Annotated in this window: 17 protein-coding genes, 2 tRNA genes and 1 pseudogene; 13 read left to right on the top strand and 7 right to left on the bottom strand. The window is 35.6% G+C overall.

Going from position 1 to position 18,368, the window contains the following annotated elements; translation table 11 throughout:
- The first annotated feature begins 10 nt into the window (after nucleotides 1-10).
- The 4 genes from HS129_07710 to HS129_07695 all read left to right on the top strand — a co-directional run bounded on the left by HS129_07710 (nucleotide 11) and on the right by HS129_07695 (nucleotide 2,150).
- Nucleotides 11-988, top strand: a complete 978-nt coding sequence (locus HS129_07710; protein MBE7411931.1) for a DNA-directed RNA polymerase subunit alpha — start codon at nucleotides 11-13, stop codon at nucleotides 986-988.
- A 1-nt stretch (nucleotide 989) separates the two neighbouring features.
- Entirely contained in the window at nucleotides 990-1,505 is a 516-nt protein-coding gene (rplQ, locus tag HS129_07705) for a 50S ribosomal protein L17 (GenBank protein MBE7411930.1), read from the top strand.
- 281 nt (nucleotides 1,506-1,786) lie between these two features.
- Nucleotides 1,787-1,870: transfer RNA gene (locus tag HS129_07700), tRNA-Leu, on the top strand.
- A 127-nt stretch (nucleotides 1,871-1,997) separates the two neighbouring features.
- On the top strand, nucleotides 1,998-2,150 hold the full coding sequence (locus HS129_07695; GenBank protein MBE7411929.1) for a hypothetical protein: 153 nt from the start codon (nucleotides 1,998-2,000) through the stop codon (nucleotides 2,148-2,150).
- Between the two features lie 2 nt (nucleotides 2,151-2,152).
- Here the strand turns inward: HS129_07695 and HS129_07690 are convergent, their stop codons facing one another.
- Nucleotides 2,153-2,887, bottom strand: a complete 735-nt coding sequence (locus tag HS129_07690; GenBank protein MBE7411928.1) for a hypothetical protein — start codon at nucleotides 2,885-2,887, stop codon at nucleotides 2,153-2,155.
- 44 nt (nucleotides 2,888-2,931) lie between these two features.
- On the opposite strand from HS129_07690, the gene HS129_07685 reads away from it, so the two are divergent.
- The 4 genes from HS129_07685 to HS129_07670 all read left to right on the top strand — a co-directional run bounded on the left by HS129_07685 (nucleotide 2,932) and on the right by HS129_07670 (nucleotide 5,994).
- Nucleotides 2,932-3,004: transfer RNA gene (locus HS129_07685), tRNA-Thr, on the top strand.
- 10 nt (nucleotides 3,005-3,014) lie between these two features.
- Nucleotides 3,015-3,479, top strand: a complete 465-nt coding sequence (gene ribE, locus HS129_07680) for a 6,7-dimethyl-8-ribityllumazine synthase (protein MBE7411927.1) — start codon at nucleotides 3,015-3,017, stop codon at nucleotides 3,477-3,479.
- Nucleotides 3,480-3,899, top strand: a complete 420-nt coding sequence (gene nusB, locus HS129_07675) for a transcription antitermination factor NusB (protein MBE7411926.1) — start codon at nucleotides 3,480-3,482, stop codon at nucleotides 3,897-3,899. It abuts the gene before it with no gap.
- Between the two features lie 178 nt (nucleotides 3,900-4,077).
- Nucleotides 4,078-5,994: a tetratricopeptide repeat protein gene (locus HS129_07670; protein MBE7411925.1), complete on the top strand. Its 1,917-nt coding sequence runs from the start codon at nucleotides 4,078-4,080 to the stop codon at nucleotides 5,992-5,994.
- A 9-nt stretch (nucleotides 5,995-6,003) separates the two neighbouring features.
- Here the strand turns inward: HS129_07670 and HS129_07665 are convergent, their stop codons facing one another.
- The 6 genes from HS129_07665 to HS129_07640 form a co-directional block, all read right to left on the bottom strand.
- The gene (locus HS129_07665) at nucleotides 6,004-7,542 is read right to left on the bottom strand and encodes a glycoside hydrolase family 32 protein (protein MBE7411924.1); all 1,539 of its coding nucleotides are present in this window, start codon (nucleotides 7,540-7,542) and stop codon (nucleotides 6,004-6,006) included.
- A 66-nt stretch (nucleotides 7,543-7,608) separates the two neighbouring features.
- Nucleotides 7,609-8,487 carry a bile acid:sodium symporter family protein gene (locus tag HS129_07660; GenBank protein MBE7411923.1) on the bottom strand — a complete coding sequence of 293 codons (879 nt, stop codon included), beginning with the start codon at nucleotides 8,485-8,487 and terminating at the stop codon, nucleotides 7,609-7,611.
- 44 nt (nucleotides 8,488-8,531) lie between these two features.
- Entirely contained in the window at nucleotides 8,532-9,758 is a 1,227-nt protein-coding gene (locus HS129_07655) for an LL-diaminopimelate aminotransferase (protein ID MBE7411922.1), read from the bottom strand.
- A 20-nt stretch (nucleotides 9,759-9,778) separates the two neighbouring features.
- A complete protein-coding gene (gene pyrB, locus HS129_07650; protein ID MBE7411921.1) occupies nucleotides 9,779-10,717 on the bottom strand; it encodes an aspartate carbamoyltransferase in 939 nt (312 codons plus the stop codon).
- 57 nt (nucleotides 10,718-10,774) lie between these two features.
- Entirely contained in the window at nucleotides 10,775-11,584 is an 810-nt protein-coding gene (locus HS129_07645) for a M48 family metalloprotease (protein MBE7411920.1), read from the bottom strand.
- Between the two features lie 197 nt (nucleotides 11,585-11,781).
- The gene (locus HS129_07640; GenBank protein ID MBE7411919.1) at nucleotides 11,782-13,395 is read right to left on the bottom strand and encodes a sodium-dependent transporter; all 1,614 of its coding nucleotides are present in this window, start codon (nucleotides 13,393-13,395) and stop codon (nucleotides 11,782-11,784) included.
- Between the two features lie 227 nt (nucleotides 13,396-13,622).
- On the opposite strand from HS129_07640, the pseudogene HS129_07635 reads away from it, so the two are divergent.
- The 5 genes and pseudogenes from HS129_07635 (at nucleotide 13,623) to clpB (ending at nucleotide 18,340) form a co-directional block, all read left to right on the top strand.
- Nucleotides 13,623-13,904: pseudogene (locus tag HS129_07635) on the top strand (hypothetical protein).
- A 7-nt stretch (nucleotides 13,905-13,911) separates the two neighbouring features.
- A complete protein-coding gene (locus HS129_07630; protein ID MBE7411918.1) occupies nucleotides 13,912-14,109 on the top strand; it encodes a restriction endonuclease subunit S in 198 nt (65 codons plus the stop codon).
- Entirely contained in the window at nucleotides 14,102-14,629 is a 528-nt protein-coding gene (locus tag HS129_07625) for a transposase (protein ID MBE7411917.1), read from the top strand. The genes HS129_07630 and HS129_07625 overlap by 8 nt, the downstream gene beginning before the upstream one ends.
- 3 nt (nucleotides 14,630-14,632) lie before the next feature.
- Entirely contained in the window at nucleotides 14,633-15,328 is a 696-nt protein-coding gene (locus HS129_07620) for a type I restriction-modification system subunit M N-terminal domain-containing protein (GenBank protein MBE7411916.1), read from the top strand.
- Nucleotides 15,329-15,754: 426 nt separating this feature from the next.
- A complete protein-coding gene (clpB, locus tag HS129_07615; GenBank protein ID MBE7411915.1) occupies nucleotides 15,755-18,340 on the top strand; it encodes an ATP-dependent chaperone ClpB in 2,586 nt (861 codons plus the stop codon).
- Nucleotides 18,341-18,368 lie beyond the last annotated feature (28 nt).

The raw sequence follows: 18,368 nt of genomic DNA, 5'->3' as shown, positions 1-18,368 counted from the left end.
AAAGGTAAGAATGGCACCAAAGAATTTGTTAAAAGGTTTTAAGAGACCGAAAAAGATTGAATTTGTAACTGAAACAAATACTCCAAATTATGGAAAATTTATCGCAGAGCCTTTTGAAAGAGGATTTGGCACAACAATTGGAAATTCAATTCGTAGGACACTCATGTCTTCAATTGAAGGTGCTGCAATTTCTGCTATTCGTATAGAGGGCATCACTCATGAATTTTCTTATATTGAAGGGATCACAGAGGACGTTAGTCGTATTATTTTGAATCTTAAGCAAGTTCGAATCAAATACGAACCTGAAGATAGAGATATGAGTAAGATAATTCACCTCGAATTGAAAGGGGCAGGGTATTTTAAGGCTGGAGATTTGGCGGTAGATTCTTCAATAGAAATCATGAACCCTGATCTATTAATTGCTACTTTAAACGAAGATGCAAATTTAATACTCGATCTAGAAATTATGCGAGGGAAAGGGTATATTCCGGCAGAAGAAAAAAGAAAAGACATTGAAGTTCTTGGGACTCTTCCTATAGACTCACTTTTTTCTCCTATTCAAAAAGTTTTGTTTGAAATAGGAGAAACTCGTGTTGCTCAAAGATCTGACTATGAAAAATTAACCCTTGATGTTTGGACTGATGGGTCTATTGCACCTGAGGACGCAGTTGCCCAGGCAGCTAAAATTTTAAAAGATCATTTATCAGTATTTATTAATTTTGAGGAAGAAACAGAAGAAGAATCTGATGAAATGGATGAATCAGACCAAAAGTTCAAAGCGTCCTTATCTAAGCACGTAGAAGAGTTAGAACTCTCTGTTAGAGCTTTAAATATTTTAAGAAGTTTGGAGATTGATTTTGTAGGTGATTTAGTAAAACGCAATGAAGAAGAGCTTACCAAGTCTCGTCATTATAGCGATGCCTGCTTGAATGAAATGAAATCTAAACTTGCACAGAGTGGATTATCGTTTGGTATGAGGGATTTCTAATATGATAAAAGCAAATAAAGTAAAACATTTAAATAAAAATTCTAAGCATAGGAAAGCAATGTTAGACAACATGCTAACTAGTTTGTTTTTACATGAAAGAATTGAATCAACTTTAGCAAAGGTAAAAGTTGCCAGAGGCTTCGCTGATAAATTGATTACCAAAGCAAAGAACTCTCTCGGAGATGTTAAGCCAGAAGTAATTTTGCATAATAAGAGAGAGGTAATGAAGTCTATTAAAAATCGTGATGTAGTTGCAAAATTATTTAGCGATATAGCCCCAAGATACCAAACACGTCCCGGTGGTTACACAAGAATTTTAAAGATTGTAAATAGAAAATCTGATAATTCTGAAATGGCTTTATTGGAGTTAGTAGATCGAAAAAATAGAGATCAGTTAATTGAAGAAAAAACTCAGACTAAACCAAAGAAATCAAAAAGTGTTGAGACTAAAGCTGCAGATAAAGAAACTAAGAAAAAAAGGTCTTTTTTCTCTAGAAACAAAGAAAAAAAAGAATAGTAGTTTTCTAATTATTTTTAGTGCAAATGACCTCGACTTTTATCCAAGTGAAGTCGGGGTTTTTTATTTTTGAAATTTCCATCTTATCTTTGTAGAAAAAATTCAAGACCCAATATAAGCCCACCTATACAAAATTTATTTTCAAATAAATGTAGAAAATAATAAAAAAAAATTATATGCCGGAAAAAAAATCGGTACCGAAGATTTTAGTAAGAGACACAAAAATTTAAAAAATTGACAGAAAACCTAACTGTCATTTTCTGTCATCATCACATCTAATTGCCTGGATGGTGGAATTGGTAGACACACAGGACTTAAAATCCTGTGTCCGTAAGGACGTGCGGGTTCGACCCCCGCTCCAGGTAATGAGGTCGAACATTAAATCATATTAAAAATCACTTTCATTTATTTCAATCTATGTCGCAAATAGAATTTTTTTAATTTGAACTCACGTTAAAGATGAAGTTTTTCAATGTCGAAAATTATATTACTATGGAAAACTTACCAAAACCCGTATTAAAAACTGATCAAAAAGTAGTCAATCTTGGAATGTATAAAATAAAGAAATCATTATTGAACGAGGGTTTTGAAGTGGTAGAAAATCCTGATGGCAAAATCACTCTGGTCATCCGTGTTGCAAAGTAGGATCAAAAATTTTGTGATAAATTTTCTTTGCAGTTCAAATTTACAGAATGAAATATATTATCCCTGTCTTTGAATCTTGGAGTCAGTCTGAAAAATATCCTAAAATTTCGGATCGCTTTTTTACAGTTTTTTCTTGCAAGATAATAATTTCCAAGATTGAGCCTCGCATAAGGGTAGGCTGGCTCAATTTCTAAAATTTCTTCTAATGTCTGTATCAACCTATGTTCATTTTTTGAGTAAAAATATTTTTTTGCAAGTGAAGTTTTTTCGATTAAGGTTTGCTTAAAAAAATTATAACTCTCTCTATTCCCAAAACCAAAAACACGAAATTCAATTGTATCAAAAGTCTTGTCCGAACAAATTCCTGTCCAGACATCAATTCTATTATCTACAACTTTTGAGTTAGTGATTTTAACTAAACTACTTCCGTGGATACAACCAGATTGAAAAAAGATTTCTTTCATAGAATAGGGAGAGCCGGACAATACAAATCTCCTATCTTTTTGAATTGCAACGATTGTGCTTTCTGGGAGTGAATCGTTTGGGTTTATTTTTTTTTGTATAGAGATTATTGGAACTGTAATTTCTCGTAAATTTTCTGAATCGGTCATTACCCATGAGGGTAGTTCTAAAGCCAAAGCAGAAGATTTTTTTTTAATTTCCTTATTGCAAAAAGTAAAACTGAAAGCCGATAATAGAATAAGAAGGAATGGGCAAAATACTTTTAAGGTTGTCATTTTAGACACAATGGAAAATCTATCAATGTTGTCAAAAATTTCGTGCCCGCTTAGCTCAGTTGGTAGAGCGTTTCCCTCGTAACGAAAAGGTCGCCAGTTCGATTCTGGCAGTGGGCTAAAAGGAAATATGGGATATATAGAAATTACGGGCAGTTTAAATGCAAATGGGCAAAAACCGGCAATCATCGTATCTAGGTTTAATGAGTTTATTACAGAGAGCCTTCTGAAAGGTGCAGTAGATGCTTTTATTCGGCATGGTGTGTCAGAAAAAGACATTACGGTAATAAAAATTCCCGGCGCCTATGAATTTCCTTTTATCGCATCTCTACTTGCGAAAACAAAAAAATACGATTCTATTGTTTGCCTTGGGGCAGTGATTCGAGGTTCAACAGCGCATTTTGATTATGTAGCGGGAGAGGCAGCCAAGGTCGGTCAAATCGGCAAAGAATTCAACCTCCCGGTTATATTTGGAGTCCTGACAACAAATACAATCGAAGAGGCTATTGAAAGATCCGGAACGAAAGCCGGAAACAAGGGAGCTGAAGCTGCTATTACAGCAATTGAAATGTCTAATATTGTAAAACAAATATAGATGCCAGCTAGACACACAGGCAGAATACTCGCTCTTCAAGCGCTTTATCAATTGGATTTAGTAAAATCTCCTTTGCAGGAAGTTTTGTCATTTCAGTGGTATGACAAAAAAACAGAAGAGTCTGAAAGAAAATTCGCAAAAGAAATCATAAATGGTGTTGTAGAAAATTGGGAAACACTCGACAATATAATAAAAGCGTATTCCAAAAACTGGGAGTTTTCCAGAATTTCTGTCGTGAACCGATGTATTTTGCGATTGTCAATTTATAGTCTTATCAATCAAAAAAATATTTCGGCTAAGGTTGTAATAAACGAGGCAATAGAGCTTACGAGAGAATTTGAAAAAGAAGAATCTGTCCCGTTTATAAACGGAATACTCGACACTATTTATAGAGACGAGATTTCAAAAGAAAATGCCTGAGAATAATCTAAAAGATTCTAATGTAGTTAAAAATCGGTTAAGATTCGATGATCCGTTACCTAATGCAGAAACGAATAGCCCTTCTTTTGAAAGTTGGCAGAATGGGGAGTCTTTTGAAACCCATAGGGTTTACAATAAATTTCCTGTAACTTTTTATCTTTGGATCGGGTTTTTCTTTTTGCTTATCGGTGCGATTTCTTTTGGTGTATGGTACCAATTTTATTACAATAATAAAAATAAGCCTGAATTCAATTATAAAAATGATCTATTGCTTGATAAAAAAAATTTAGATAAGATAATTGAAAACCCCTACCTTCCAGACTCATCTTTAAATCCCGGACTTGCAAAATGTATAAACCTCTACAGAGATACCTATATCAAAAGAGCCTTTGTTCATTGTGAAGAATTTCTAAATACACCGGCAACCGATGAAGAAAAATCTGTTGCTCTCACTGTAATGGGAGTTATGTTTGATGACGCAGGACGTTATCCGCTATCTATAGAGAGATTTAAAAAAGCGATTCAGTATGATCCAAAAAATTTTCACGCATACTATAATCTTACCTTAGCGTATAGGCACTCTGGGATGTTCAATGAAGCAAGACAATCCGTAATGAAGGCAAAAGAGTTGGCTCCAAATGATCCAAGGGTTAGCTTACTTGCCGGAAATATATTGAATGATGCGAATGATCCAAGGCTTGCTATGAAAATGTATGAAGAGGGAATCGCAGCCAATCCAAATGACCCGTATTTAATCTACAATCTTGCAGTGAGTCAATTTCGACAAGGGAGTATTCCTGAGGCAATTGAAAATTTCAGAAAAGCTGTAATAGCCAGTGGAACAGGGCAGGTGGCAGTTCTTTCTCATGGTCATCTTGGTTCAATTTATTTTAATAGAGGGGACTTTGAAGGTGCAGAGCACCATTTTCGTGAGGCGTTGAGGTTGAAACCAAGCGATGCAAAATATCTATATAATTTAGGGACTATACTTTTAAAGCAGAAAAAGAATGAAGAAGCAATTTCTCTATTTCAAAAAGCGTTAGACGCTGGCGCAAATGAACCTGAGGTGTATAGGTATATAGCCGAGGCTTTTTATGACTTGAGACAATCCTCTCTTGCTATTCGAGCTTTGGAAAAAGCATTGCAGATTAAGCCTAATGATTTAGACTCCATGTTTCAATTGGCAGATATTTATTATTCAACCGGAGATATGGGGCAAGCAGAGGAAATGTTTAGGAGAATTATAAAAAATAGTCCTGGAGATTCTAACACTGAAACTGCACTAATTAACCTTGGAATTATTCTTGACGATATGGATAGGCACTCAGAGGCAATTAGTGCATTGGAGCAGGCGATTTCACTGAATCCAAAAAATGAAAACGCTTACTACAATCTCGGTCTTGCATATAAAAATTCTGGTGAGCCAACAAAAGCAATCGAGAATTGGAGAAAAGCCAATTCTTTAAATCCTGAGGTTAGCAGAAACAGAGAAGCGATTGCAGACTATTATCTTGAAAATAGATTTTATCAAGAAGCTGTAAAAGAATATTCTGATATTTTAAGGACTAACAATTCCGAATATAAAATAAAGTTGAAGTTGTCGGATGCGTACATGAATTTAAAAAGTTTTGAATCTGCCGAAAAAGAACTTCTAGATGTTTTGAATAATTCCAAAGACGCAAACGATTTAAAAATTGCGCATAGAAAATTGGCTCTTGTATATGCGTCAGGCGACACCCGATTTAAGGCTAAGGCAAAGGACGAGGCGTATAGAGGAGCACACATTGACCCGGATGATATGGAGAGTAAGCTAATACTCGCAAAAGTACTCATAGATTCCGGCTCTCTCATGGATAGAGAAAAGGCAATTGATGAGCTTTCCATTATTGTTCGATCTGAAGTGAAACCGAAAATTGCAGCCCTTGCTTACAACTACTTAGGTCTATGCTATTATAAAAATGGCGAATACAAAAGAGCTTTGAGAGAGTTTCAGAATTCTATTGACTTGGACCCTTCTCTTACAGAGGCTTATGAAAATAAACGCGCAGCTCGTGCTTCTTATGAGGATAGTATAGATCGTAGCTCAAGCTTTTAGAAAATAATTTTATTTAAGAGAATTTATCTTTTCTATTTTTCTAAAAAAATCTAAGGTCGTATCTTGAAATTGGCTAGTGCCTTCCTTTGAATAGAAAGTCAATTTTGTTAACTTATTTTTTGGAAAAACTAAATTTGTAATTACAACTTCACCATTGAGAAAAAATACTTCAATACTTGACTTGTCAAAAATGATTTTAAAATCAAATTCTTCATTATTTCTTGAGAAATTGAATTTTGAGTGATTTAGTTTTTGATAATTTGAATACATTGGGTTTTGAATTGTGCTTCTATCAAAAGAAATGGAGTGATTTACAAAATCTATGTCTATAACAAAGGATTCATTTTCATTTTCGATTTTTACTCCAGATTTTTTAGATGAATGTTTAGTAAGTGTAAATTTTAGTTCAAAGCTATCGTCTACTAATGGGATGGACTTTGAGTTATTATTTAACTGAATTGGGTTCAATTTTTTTCTACTCGTTTTATAGTTTTCTATTTCCTCTCTTGGAACTTGGGCTAAAATATACTCATTATGTATTTTTCTTAAAATTAATTTTCTGGGTAGCGACATTGCTCCCTTCCAAGGAAAAGTTGGCAAGTGGTTTGCATACTCCCAATTATTCATCCAGCCTATAATTGTTCTTTCATTATTAGGTAGGTTTTCCCAAGAAATTGCTGCGTAAAAATCAAAACCATGATCTAATATTTTTGACTTTGAAAAATTTTTGTCTTTCTCGAATTTTTTACCGTCAAAGTTTCCTAATAAATATTTCATATAGGATCCCCTTTTTGTTTCTGCAACTGAAATTAGTAATACCCACTTTCCTATTTCTGAGTTTTTTTCTTCAGTTAAGAAAAATAAGTCAGGGCATTCCCAAATTCCATCTCTAAAATCGACTTCTGTAATTTCGCTTTCTTTATTCCAAGACTTTAAATTTTTAGAAGTATAAATTTCTAACTTTTGTTTTGAGGGTCTTGATACTACCATAACAAATCGAGACATTGCTTCGTGCCAAAATACTTTTGGGTCACGAAAGGAAAAAGAACGTTCTTGTATGATCGGATTTTTTTCATATTCTTGAAAACTGAGTCCACTGTCATTGCTAATTGATATATTTTGTGTTTGATTGAGTAGTGTCCACTCTGTGAAAATCGCAATCATGCATTCCTTAGAATTATGGCAGAGACCGCTTGAATTATTTTTATCTAAAACAATACTCCCTGAAAATTTCATTTTTGGATAGAAAAAAAATCCATCTTCTTTCATTGCAACAGGTAACTCTTTCCATTGAAACAAATCTTTACTTATTGCATGTCCCCAGCTCATACTACCCCAGTTGTTTCCAAAAGGATTATGCTGAAAGTAAAGGTGAAAAATTCCATCAACAAAAATTAACCCATTTGGGTCGTTAATCCAGTTTTTTAAACTTGTAAAATGAATATTGGGTCGATAGTGCTCAGTTGGAGTTTCTATTCTATAGCATTGAATAGAAAGAATAGCTATGAATAGGATGTGAGTGAATTTTACAAAGTTTCCAAGATACATATAACCTCATCAAAATCAGTTGAAAACTCTTCTATAAAAAAGTTGAAACAAAATAATAAAACTAATTCAAGTTTCAACTTCTTCTTTTAAGGGACGAAATTTTGCCCAATAGAAAGCAAGTGCAATTCCTGCAATATACATCCAAAGACTGAAAAGGGCAGGTGGCATGGCTACAATTTCATCGAAGAAGTTTACTGCAAGAGTTAGAGAAAGTGTAGTGTTTTGTATCCCCATTTCAATAGAAATAGTCCGACTTTGTTTTTTAGGTACCCGCAAACCTCTGGAAGCAAAATACCCGAACATCAAACCAAAAGTATTGTGAAGTACAACTGCTACCCCTACTGTAGCTACTATATTTAAAAAGTTTAATCTGTTTTGGTAGATTACATATACTATAATAAAAATTAATACGAGTAGTCCGAATATTTTAAAAGGCTTTTCCATTTTGTTTGCCAACTTTGGAAATTTCCAACGTAGAAACATTCCCGTAAGGACGGGCAGGGCAATAATCACAATTACAAATTTCAACATATCGAGAAAAGGTATAACGATTTCTTTTTCGTATCCTAAAAACCCGCCGAATACTTTTACTGCGAGTGGGGTCAGAAATGGACAAAGTAGAGTAGAGAGTGCTGTGATTACAATGGCTAAGGCTACGTCAGTTTTGGCAAGTGCGTTGACTAAATTGGAAGTTGCACCGCTTGGAGAGGCTCCTACTAATATGATTCCAATCGCAATTTTAGGGTCTTCTATTTTAAGTAGTTTAATTACAACTATGGCTGCAATAGGCATGATTACAAAATGACCAAAGCTCCCAATCGCAACCTGCCAAGGAGTAACAAGCACTCGTTTAAAGTCACGAACTTGCAGTCCGAGACCCATACCAAACATTACTAAAAATAGCATTACCGGTAGAAGTAATTTCCCAACATCTGTCAATTGCATGGGCATAAGTTTTCACACCCATGAAAAAACTGCAAGTAAAAAAATCAGCTTAAACTTTTTATTCTTTCGATTGCCTCTATTGTAGATTCTCTATTTCCGAAAGCGCTCAGTCTAAAATATCCTTCACCGGATGGACCAAACCCGGATCCCGGCGTTCCGACTACCTGAATTTCGTTTAAAAGTTTATCGAAAAAATCCCAAGAAGTTGTTCCTGGGGTTTTCATCCAAATATAAGGAGCGTTCACTCCTCCAAATACCTCATAACCGAAAGACTTCAATCCTTCTCGGATGAGTTTTGCATTTTCCATATAATAGGTGATATTTTCTCGAACCTCTTTTTTACCGACTTCGCTGTAGCAAGCCGCAGCTGCTTTTTGAATCGGATAGGAAACTCCATTGAATTTTGTAGTGTGTCTTCTATTCCAAAGAGAATTGAAACTTACTTTTTCCCCTGTGCTCGATGTACCTTGTAATTCTTTTGGAATCACTAAGAACGCACACCTTGTTCCGGTAAATCCGGCGGTTTTTGAGAAGGATCGAAATTCCATAGCCACTTCTTTTGCGCCATCAATTTCATAAATAGAATGGGGGATGGATTCTTCTGTAATAAATGCTTCATAAGCTGCATCAAATAAAATCAGTGAGTCGTTCTGTTTCGCATAACGCACAAATTTTTCGAGGTCAGCTTTTTGTGCTACCATTCCGGTAGGGTTATTCGGAAAACAGAGATAGATTACATCTACTTTTTCTTTTGGTAATTCTGGAATAAAATTATTTTCTTTTGTAGCAGGAAGATAAACGAAATTGGAATACCTGCCGTTTTCTAAAATATTTCCAGACCTACCAGCCATTACATTTGTGTCAACATAAACAGGATAAACCGGATCTACGATTGCAATTTTTGAATCTTGTGAAAAAATTTCTTGAATATTTCCGGTGTCGCATTTTGAGCCATCTGAAATGAAAACCTCATCTTCAGAAATATTCACACCCCTAGTAGCATAGTCGTTTTTTATGATTTCCTGAATAAGGAAAGAGTAACCTTGCTCCGGTCCATACCCTCTAAAGCCATCTACAGTTCCCATTTCTATAGATGCGTCTGTCATTGCCTTCACAATACTTTTTGGAAGTGGAAGAGTGACATCTCCTATTCCGAGACGGATAATTTTTTTATTAGGGTTTTTCTCGCTAAATGTTTTTACCCTTCTAGAAATTTCAGGAAAAAGGTAACCAGCTTTTAGTTTTAAATAGTTGTCGTTGATTTTTGCCATTTTTGTAATCCTTATATTGTTTAAATTTCCGGTATCTTAACACCCAAAGAAAGACAAAGTAGTACCATTCTGACAATGACCCCATTTTTTACCTGCCTGAAATAGGCTGCGTTTGGCAGATCATCCACATCGGTCGATAATTCATTTACTCTGGGTAGAGGGTGCAACACTGTAGTATGTTTTTTAGAAGCTAAGATAAGCTCTTTATTTACCTTGTAAGTTTCTTTTAGTCTGTCGTATTCCCTATAGTCTGCGAATCTTTCTTCTTGAATACGAGTTACATAGGCAATGTCACAATTCCAAATTGATTTGATATTATCTGTTTCTTCGTAAGTGATCGGGTAACCAGAAAGGTCTTTTTTATAGCTTTCTGGAAGTTTTAATTCATTTGGAGAAATTAAAAATAAGTGTACCTTGTAGTGTCTGAGTAGATTGATGAGTGAGTGTATCGTTCTACCGTATTTTAAGTCGCCTATAAATGCAATGGTCAGGTTGTCTAAATTCCCTTTCTCACAAATAATTGTGTACATGTCGAGTAGTGCTTGGGTGGGGTGCTGGCCTGCACCGTCTCCTGCATTGATTACAGGAATAGAAACTGCACCTGCGGCAATTCTGGAAGAGCCTTCTACAGGGTGGCGTATAACGGCTATGTCTGCGTAAGCCTCGATCATTTTCATTGTATCGAACAAGGTCTCTCCTTTGGATATAGAAGAGAATTGAAACCCGACTGTAGAAATCACCCTTCCACCGAGCCTTTCCATTGCTGATTCAAAAGAGAGTTTTGTTCTGGTGGAGGCTTCAAAAAATAGAGACGCAAGTAACCTCCCGTGAAGAATTCCGTAAGCCTTTCCTCTTTCTTGGAGTTTCATCATATTGTTGGTTTGGGAGACGATAAAATCTAAGTCTGGTTTGGTAAACTGATCGGTATCCAAGATATGTTTGTGTGGGAATGAATTCATACTGACAGATTTTTTTTTATATATTTAATTACAATTAAATTGCCAGATTGAGAAAGATTATCTTTGTAATTGGGTCACTCTATTTTTGTATCTTTCTGTAAATAAGTTGCCGGGTGTGGGAGGCGAGATTTTTGCGGCTTGGATTCTTTTTTGATTTCTTCTTAATCTGTCTTCAGGGAGAGGGTGGGTGGAGAGTAGCTTTTCCAAAGGTCTTCCCATTCCTAATTTCCCTTTTTTGGAACTTTCGATTTTTTCAAAAAAGAAGGTCATTGCACCTTGGTAGTAGGGAGTTGACCGCATATACAGAAATCCCATTTCGTCTGCCTCCATCTCATCTCCCCGACTATTGGTTAAAATGGCGAGGTCTCCCGCAAGCCTCCCACCAAATTCTGCAAGACTTGAACCACTAAAATAGCTTATAATGAAGATTACGATAAGTTGAATTCCTGTGGAAGAAAGCATTCTCTGTCTTGCGTGTCTTTTTTCAGCGTGGGCTATTTCGTGGGCTAAAATAGATGCTAGGCTTGCCTCGTTTTCTAAAAATTTCAAAAGACCGGTATATACATAAATAAACCCACCGGGTGTACAAAATGCGTTCACTACATTGTCGTCATCAAGAATTGTAACTTTGTATGGGTAAATATTTTTTCGTTTTATGAGTGGGGAGCGTAAGATTTGTTTTACGATATTCTGAACATAGGTTTGTAACTCTTCGTTTCGTAAAATTTTGAATTGCCTTTTATTTGTGTGGATTTCTCTATCCATAGAGAGACCCATAGAAACATCGTCTCTATCCGAAAAAATAGAATCCACCATCCTTTCGCAATTGGAAAATACGATTAGAAATAAAAACAGAATTGATTTCAAAATAAAATCCAACTATTCACGTCAGTGGTTTTTTCATTTTCAAGATCGAATAAAAAATTAATCACTTTTATTTCTTAAAAGTTTGTACACACAGAATAGACTAAGAGAGATCACCAAAAAAAGAGAAAACACCATTATTAAAAAGCCTTCTCCGTTTAAGGACTCTGAGTGATTGAAAGAGTTTCCTAAAATAGAAATCAATTGTCTAAACCTTCTTCTTTTCTGTGTATGTTTCTAAGGCTTCTGTCAACTAAAAAATATGTGAATATAAAAATTCCAAAAATCGAAAGGAATACCCCAAGAGCTACTTTGGCTTTATTCTCTGCATCGACCACTGACTTACCTGTTTGAATTGCCTCTTCTACCATAGAACTCACATTCATTTTTCTAATATAATCGGGGGCGTTTTGAAATAAGAAAAATACAAAAATACAAATCAAAAAAGTCGGTGTTATAAATTTTACTACAAAGTTAAAAATTTTTGGAAGTTTGAGTAAAGAGCCTTCGTGTCCTGATTCATAGCCTTTTTCTACTCCTATTACCCAGCCGTAAATGATTACTTGAAAAGTAGCCAATACATAGATTAAAAATGTACCTACCCAAAAATCGGTTTGATCGAGTGCGGTAAAATCTTTATTAAAGTAAACAATAAGCAGGGTCAAACAAAATGTTACAAAAAAAAGAACAGGTACAGATTTTCTTCTTTTGAATCCAAACCCCTCTTCTAAAAAAGTGATCCCGGGTTGAATCATGGTTACACTCGATGTAACAGCGGCTATAAATAATACAAAAAACCAAGTTGCACCGAATATTTGACCGAGAGGCATTAAAGAAAAGACTACAGGCATCGCCACAAATCCCATACCGAATGTACTAAAGGAAGCGACGCTTGCACCAAGAAAAATAAATGCAATAGGGATGGTAATCATTCCACCAAATCCAATCTCCACAAATTCGTTCAGTGATGCAGCCGATAGTCCAGATAGTGTAACGTCGTCTTTTTTTGATAGGTAGCTCGAAAATATTAGTACAATCCCAAACCCTACAGATAAAGAAAAAAAGATTTGTCCAGCGGCTGCAATCCAAACCTCTGCACGAAGAAGGCTCGACCAGTCAGGATTCCACATTTTTCCTAAACCTTTCTCGATTCCGTCTAACGTAAGAACCCTGCCTAAAATAATTAAAGACAATACGAGTAAAACAGGTACTGCAATTTTTGCGAATGCTTCGAGTCCCTTGGATATTCCTCTATAAACAAGATAAAAATTCAACATAAAACAAATTGTTGTAAATAGTAAAATATTTCCAGAAAAAGAATCTCCGTTCCCTGTAGAGCCTGTAAGAGTGGAAAAATGGATGTTGGCGTTTTTCACTACAGCCTCTGTGTATTCTGGAGTGCCTTTTATCAGTCCTGCCGGATGCAAGTTGATTGCCCCTCTAAGAAAATCTATTGCATAAGCCAGACACCACGCTTCCACAAAAACATAATATACATAAATTAAAATAGGAACAAGAATACCTATTGAGCTTACAAACCGTAGAGGCACTCCTGTTAAAAAATTTCTAAAAATATTTGGAGAGCTGTGTCCATGAACCCCACCCATTCTACCCATGATCCATTCTGAAAGACAAACAGGGATTCCAAGTAGAATGAAGCTTATAATATAGGGAACCATAAATGCTCCACCACCATTTTGAACTGCTTGCCCGGGAAACCTAAGAAAATTTCCAAGACCTATGGCGCTACTCGCTACCGCTAAGATGATCCCTAACTTGGATGTCCATCTTTCTTTCTCTTGATCTTGCATAATGGGTAGGGTTTTTGAATGAAATAGATTGGTCAATTCTGTTTTTTTATATTTTACTTAGTGTGGATTTTGAAACAAATTTTTATTAAAAGAAAATATAGAATACAAACCAAAACGATTTTTGGGATCCTCTTTTTACGAGTTTCCTATTTTGAATGCTATGAAGAAAATAAATATTGTATTGACGATTTAGTTCTTTATAAAAGTGCTTTGAATCATAGAATTTTTAGATGACAAAAGAAAAACAAATAGAAGATAGTTTGATTGCCAAATTGACTGACCTGAAATACACTCACAGGGCAGACATTCTGGACAAGGCTTCACTTGAAAAGAATTTCCGTGAGAAGTTTCAAGCCTTGAATAGAGTGAACCTGACTGATACAGAATTTGATAGACTTTTTAAGGAAATCATCAATCCGGACGTTTTTGCATCGTCAAAACGACTTAGAGAAATAAACACCTTTACACGTGAAGACGGAACGCCGTTGCATTACAGTTTGGTAAATATCAGGTTAGCCTTTGATTACGGGTGGACAATTAAAAAATCTCGAGTTGTTTTTTCCTTCATCCCTTGAAGAACAACAAAAAATCGCCTCCTGTCTTTCTTCTTTAGATGAAATAATACAGGCACAGGCAGAAAAAATAGAATTATTAAAACAACATAAAAAAGGATTGTTGCAAGGTTTGTTTCCAAATATCAATGAAGAAAATGGATAAATTTCAAAATAAATACCGCATACCGTCTGCCCGCCTGCAACATTGGGATTACCGTTGGGCAGGGGCGTATTTTATTACGATATGCACCCAGCACCGTATCCATTATTTTGGGGACATTGAAAACGGGAAAATGATTTTATCGAATGTTGGGGTTTTGGCAGATGTATTTTGGTATGAAATTAAAAACCATGCACAAAATGTGGAATTGGGGGCGTTTGTGGTAATGCCCAATCATGTGCATGGGGTTTTGATTTTGACGGGGAATGATGTGGAGACAGGGCATGCCCTGTCTCCACGGCAACAACGATTTCAAAATATCGGCAAAAATTCTGTTTCGTCTATTATTGGTTCCTACAAATCTGCCGTTACCAAACACGCCCATCGTTTGGGGTTTGAATTTGAATGGCAAACCCGTTTTCGCGACCATATCATTCGCGATGGGGCATCGTTTCAAAAAATATCCAATTATATCATCAACAATCCTGTGAATTGGCAGGAAGTTAAATTTTTTAATGAATAGAACATGACAGAAAATAATCAGTACAGACTAGGCATGCCCGGTCACAACAATTTAGGCAACACCCTTTGGAAAATTGCAGACGAATTGCGAGGTGCAATGAACGCTGACCAGTTCCGTGATTATATGCTTTCGTTTTTGTTCTTGCGTTATCTAAGCGATAACTACGAAACAGCAGCCATAAAGGAATTGGGTAAAGATTACCCTGTTTTAAAAGACAATGACAAAAGAACTCCGCTTTCCGTTTGGTATGAGCAAAACAAAGACGATGTAACGGAATTTGAAAAGCAAATGCGTAGAAAAGTTCACTATGTGATTGAGCCATCGCATTTATGGAACAGCATTGCAGAGTTGGCTAAAACCCAAAGTAAAGAGTTACTGAGAACACTTCAAGATGGTTTTAAATACATAGTAAACGAATCTTTTGAAAGCACCTTTCAGCCTGAGAACATTGACAAGATAGTTAGCACCTACAAAAACCGAACAGAAGAAACTCGTTACGCTCGTAGAGTATCAATGGACGAAATTGAGAAGAACGAATTCAACCTGAATATTTCACGGTATGTGAGTACATCCTTGGACGAAGAGCTAATTGACTTGAAAGAAGTAAACAAAAAACTCGTTGACCTTGACAAAGACATTAACAAAGTCAGGGAGACGCATAATAAATTTTTGAAAGAATTGGGGCTTCCGCCAATATAATAAAACGAAATACCAGAGCTACTTGTAGGCACATTGTTAAATTAGCTATAAACTAGTAACTGTTCAAAGAGTTTAAAAATGCCTCTTTTTACTTAACTGTCAAACCCCCTGTCTTAGAAAATTTTTTTATGATTTTGCACACTGTGTGCAAAATTTGAAATTAATACGTTAGTTGGAACCCTAAAAAAATTTTATTAAAAAATTATTAACTAAAAAGGTGTTAGTTTTAGAGGAGCTTTTTTTGTATATAGAAAAATAAATTTCTTTATTGAAAAAATATTGCCTGAAAGGCTTTGAAGAAATTGGGGATTATAGGGTTGGGGTAATAGATTTTTGTATTTCTATTTTTTTGGAATGAAAAAAAAGTGGTAATGAAATATTGTTAGTATAATAGCAAAATAGGGAATAACTCGTCTAAACTATATTATGAAATTAGATAAATTAACTCAAAAAATGACAGAAGCCTACACGGACGCTTTGGATATGGCTTCTAAGCAAAACTATTCTGAAGCAACTGAAGAGCACTTAATTTTGGCGATTCTTTCTCAGCCGGATGGGCTTGCGCCTATTTTATTTTCAAAGCTAAATTTAAAAATTTCTAATTTTTTACAAAGAGCAGAAGAAGTTTTGTCTAAATTTCCCAGAGTAAGTGGTGGGTCAGATGAAAAATACCCTTCTCGTGCTTTTGTAGAATTGTTAAAAAAATCCGAATCGCTTAGAGTGGAAATGAAAGACGAGTACCTTTCCACAGATCACGTCTTAGTCTCTTTTGTGAAGGACAGTAAAAGCCAATTAAGAGACGAATTTTTAAAATTAGGGTTAACTCATCCGAATTTATTAAAAGCAGTATTAGATTTAAGAAAAGGAAAACCAATTATGGACGATGCACCAGAAGGAAAAGCAGAAGCATTAAAAAAATACGCCAAAGATTTAAACGCATTAGCCAAGCAAGGGAAGTTAGACCCGGTGATTGGAAGAGACGAAGAGATCAGAAGAATCGTACAAGTTCTCACAAGAAGGACTAAAAATAACCCTCTCTTAATAGGTGAGCCTGGTGTTGGAAAAACTGCAATCGTAGAAGGTCTTGCCGGAAAAATTGTTTCGGGGGATGTGCCTGAGGGAATAAAAAATAAATCTATTTTTGCTTTAGACCTTGGCTCAATGATTGCGGGCGCTAAGTACAGGGGTGAATTTGAAGATCGTCTAAAGGCACTTTTAGATGAAGTGAAGAGTAGTGAAGGAAATATAATTTTATTTATTGACGAGATTCATACTTTAGTGGGTGCGGGTGCGACTGAGGGAGCGTTAGATGCATCCAATATGTTGAAGCCTGCGCTTGCTAGAGGGGAACTTCGTTGTATTGGAGCAACTACTCTAAAAGAATACCAAAAATATATCGAAAAAGACGCTGCCCTCGAAAGAAGATTTCAGCCTGTCTATGCAAAAGAGCCGAGTATTGAAGAGACAATTACAATTTTGAGGGGCTTAAAAGACAACTACGAGCTACACCACGGTATTAGGATTCAAGATGCGGCTTTAATTGCGGCTGCCAATTTATCTAATCGGTATATTACTGATCGATTTTTGCCCGACAAGGCAGTTGACTTAATTGATGAAGCATCGAGTAAGCTAAGGATTGAGATGGATAGTATGCCAGAAGAAATGGATAGATTATTTAAAAAAATCCATTCTTTAAAAGTAGAAAGAGAGGCTTTAAAAAAAGAGAAAGACTCGATTTCTGAGTCAAGATTGAAAGAGCTCGAAAAAGAGTTAAAAGGATTTGAAGAAAAGTTTACACTACTTAAAGGAAAGTGGGATAACGAAAAAGAAAAAATTTCTAAGATTAAAGAAATAAAAGAAGAAGTCGAAAAATTCAAAAACTTAGAGAAAGAAGCCGAACGAAACGGGAATTTGAATTTAGTAGCAGAGATACGTTATGGGAAATTGGTTGACTTGGATAAAAAATTGCAATCGGCAAATGAAGAGTTAAAAAAAATCAGTGGAGAGTCAAGACTTTTAAAAGAAGAAGTATCCGAAGAGGACATTGCAAATATCGTATCTCGTTGGACCGGTATCCCTGTATCAAAAATGCTTCAAGGAGAAAAAGCAAAACTTTTAATGATGGAAGATGCGCTAAAGTCCAGAGTCATTGGACAAGACCACGCAATCACTTTACTCGCTGAGTCAGTTAGAAGATCTAGGGCAGGGATGAGCGATCCGAATAGACCTACAGGTGTATTTTTATTTTTAGGTCCGACAGGTGTAGGTAAAACCGAAACTGCAAAAGCGCTTGCAGAGTTTTTATTCGATGACGATTCTGCGATGGAAAGAATAGACATGAGTGAATACATGGAGCCTCATTCTGTGGCAAGACTAATTGGAGCCCCTCCCGGCTATGTTGGTTACGAAGAAGGCGGGCAGTTAACCGAGGCAGTGAGAAGAAGACCTTACAGTATTATCCTGTTTGATGAAATAGAAAAGGCTCACAGAGAAGTATTTAATGTATTTCTACAGTTATTCGATGAAGGAAGGTTAACGGATAGTAAGGGAAGATCTGTGGATTTTAAAAATACTGTAGTGATTCTTACCTCTAATCTTGGAACGTCTATTTTGGGAAATAGCGAAATTTCTCTCGAAGAAAAAGAAAGATTGGTAGAAAGAGAATTAAAAAATCATTTCAAACCAGAGTTTTTAAATAGGTTAGATGAGATTATTTTATTTAACTCTATTACCAAAGAAGCACTTACTAAAATCGTAAATTTGCAGCTCGAGAATGTTGCTAAAAAAGCGAAGGATAGCGGAGTGGTTGCAAGTTTTACGGAAAAGGTAAAGTCTCACTTAGTGGATGTCGGGTTTGACCCTGAGTTTGGTGCAAGACCTCTAAAAAGACAAATCCAAAGAGAGATCGGCAATGCACTGAGTGAGTTTATTTTGAAGGGTGATTTTACACTCGGCACAAAAGTTTTAGTTGGTTACGAAAATGGAAAAACTGTAATTAAAAAAATCGATTGAAATATTTTTTTAGTGAATTACAGTAGAG

This window comes from Leptospiraceae bacterium (genome assembly GCA_015075105.1).
GTDB lineage: Bacteria > Spirochaetota > Leptospiria > Leptospirales > Leptospiraceae > JABWCC01.
This window is presented reverse-complemented; position numbering and strand designations above follow the sequence as displayed.